Here is a 2,773-nt window from a genome sequence, read left to right on the forward strand (position 1 = left end):
AAATAATAATAGACCTTCTTATTATTGATATCTTTACAAGGCAAATATAGTTTTCTCTCTTGTCTTTTAATCTTTTTAAATTCATGATGAGGATTCTTATACATTCTCATTTCCAGATAAAGAATCGTATAGATAAAAGAATGAAATTCTGAATTCTTTTCTAACCCCAATGTCTGGCATAATGTAATCGTGTCTCCTCCAAATCCTTTTGAATACCAATAGAATCTATTGATATTTACTCTAATTTTTAATGAATCATGTTCCTCGAGATGATAGTAATTAGAACTCTCATAAACAAGAGTAAAGCCTAAATCTTCTACAAGAGAAAGCATACTATATTTCTTCACATGTTCTATACGGTTTCTTTTCATAGTCTTTAAATTATTTCATCAGCAAGATGAGCAAGACCATCTAGCATATAAGGAATAGGATCCTGAATAGAATAAAATTCTGGAAGATATTCTTCTGGGATGAAAGAAGAAAGTGTCTTCTTTATTTCCTTCATATCCGGCGTCATACGACAACTGATAGCCACTGCCTCTGGTCCTATTGTAATAATAGAAGGTAATAAAGCTTTTGTAACAACTTCTAAAGCCCCTGCTTCTGTCCAGATCAGCTTATTTTCATCATCAGACAACTGCATACGATGAAGATAATACCTTAACTCTCCTGCAATACCTTTATATCCTGTAAGAAGCATCTTATTAGCAATGATTCCCTGTCCTCCATGACCAGCACCAAATGGCTGAGAATGAAAAATAATATGAGAATATTCAGGATGCTCTAAAGAAAAGCCTACACAGGCAGCATTCGCATTATTAAATACATATGTACTTATATGATATTTTTCTTCAAATGATTCATGAATATCAATAATACTTCCTGTATAAGCGTCTACAAAATGCTTATTATCATTCACAATGCCTGGTGTCGCAATACTAATACAATCAATAAAAGTGTACTTTAATAAGAGTGTATCAATAATATCATAAAGATCCTGAATTCTATAGGTAGGTTTGATAATCAGATTTTCATCTAGTACCTCATTCTTATTATAAAGACGATAAGAGATACGCTGCTTATTTTTATTGATTTGAATAACAATGGATAAAATACGCTTTTGAGATTTCTTACAATGACATATTTTTTTCTTATTTTCGTTTTTCTTTCTACAATAATCATTCAATGATTTTTGTATAAACTGTATTGTTTCTCCTGTATTATAGGATGCAAAATAAGCTGTAGGTATCTGTAGAATAAGATGATCGGGGAGACTGCTTCTTAAACGATTCAGCATATAACCAATCTGAGGTGCAATCAGTATTAAATCATAATGATCCGCCTCTTCATAAATATTCATATAACTTACTGCATTAAATTCATAATCTAATCCTAACGTATCAGTCGCTTCAGTAAGCATAGATGCAAACATCGAAGTTGTTAAACCAGCAGAACAAGATAATAATACTCTGACTTTCTTTTCGCCCTTTAAGCGAATTAGTGTTTCAACCATCTCATCAAAGAGTTTTTTAGCATGTTCTTCTTCCTTCAATTCAAAATGAAGATAAAATTTAGTACGCTCATCCTTCTTTGAAACAATAGAAATTTCTACTAGTGTATTGTCTTCAATAGAAGAAAACTGTACAGAAGCTACTGCATAGGATGTATCAAGCTGTATAAGATCTTCATTCTTTCTTTCTAAAATATAATCATCTGATTGATGTTCTAAAATCCATAATTGATATTGTTGCTTTGTCATAAAAAGCCTCCTTTCTCTCTCTATTTATATTATACTCATATTAAGAAGAATTCTCTAAAGAAAAAAACAGTGGAATCCACTGTTTAAATCAAACTGCTGATAAATACGAATATGACCGCAATAGGCAATATAATTGTAAGATAACCCTGCATCCAGTTCTGAATCTTAGGACCATCACCCATATTGGCTTCTGTTTGATAATTCTTGAATCCCCATCCTAAGCGAGAAGTACAGAATAATAAATAAACAAGAGAACCAAGTGGTAAGAGAAGATTACTTACGATAAAGTCTTCTAAATCTAATATTGTTGAACCACTGCCAAGAGGCTGCAAGAAGTCAAGGACATTAAATCCTAAAGCACAAGGTAATGAGAATACAGTAATAAGAATTAAATTAATGATTACTGATTTCTTTCTTGTGATGTTCCATAATTCCATTGTGCAGGCAATAATATTTTCAAATACTGCAATGACTGTAGATAATGATGCGAAAGCCATAAATAGGAAGAATAGAGCACCCCAGATTCTACCTCCTGTCATTGATAAAAAGACATTAGGCAAAGTAATAAAAATCAGACTAGGACCGCTGTCAGGATTTACTCCAAATGAGAAACATGCTGGAAAGATGATAAGACCTGCCACAATAGCGACAAATGTATCTAACACTGCAACATTCACTGCTTCCCCTAAAAGAGTTTTATCTTTCTTTAAATAGCTACCGAATATCGCCATTGAACCAATACCAATACTTAAAGTAAAGAAAGACTGGTTCATTGCCGCTACGATTACATTTAATAAACCAATATGTTTGATCTTATTAAAGTCTGGATATAAATAGAATTTAACACCTGCCATCGCATTATCAAGTGTCAAACCATGTACTGCAAGAACTACAATGAGTCCAAGTAAGCCAATCATCATAACTTTTGTAATTCTTTCTACACCATTCTGTAACTGACTCATATACACAACTGCCGCTGACGACGATCTTACGCGTGTAGATATCGGTGCTCGC

Annotated in this window: 3 protein-coding genes; all 3 read right to left on the reverse strand. The window is 32.7% G+C overall.

Translation table 11 applies throughout. The annotated features are described in order from the left end of the window. Nucleotides 1-371 (reverse strand): hypothetical protein (locus tag ACT8VG_RS09610; RefSeq protein WP_444195735.1); only part of this gene is annotated, 371 nt, incomplete at its 3' end. 5 nt (nucleotides 372-376) lie between these two features. Beyond that, nucleotides 377-1,759, reverse strand: a complete 1,383-nt coding sequence (locus tag ACT8VG_RS09615; protein ID WP_444195736.1) for an ROK family protein — start codon at nucleotides 1,757-1,759, stop codon at nucleotides 377-379. 83 nt (nucleotides 1,760-1,842) lie between these two features. Further along, nucleotides 1,843-2,721, reverse strand: a complete 879-nt coding sequence (locus ACT8VG_RS09620; RefSeq protein ID WP_444195737.1) for a sodium-dependent transporter — start codon at nucleotides 2,719-2,721, stop codon at nucleotides 1,843-1,845. Nucleotides 2,722-2,773 lie beyond the last annotated feature (52 nt).

Source organism: Catenibacterium sp. (assembly GCF_052354645.1).
Classification (GTDB): Bacteria; Bacillota_I; Bacilli_A; order Erysipelotrichales; family Coprobacillaceae; genus Catenibacterium; species Catenibacterium mitsuoka_A.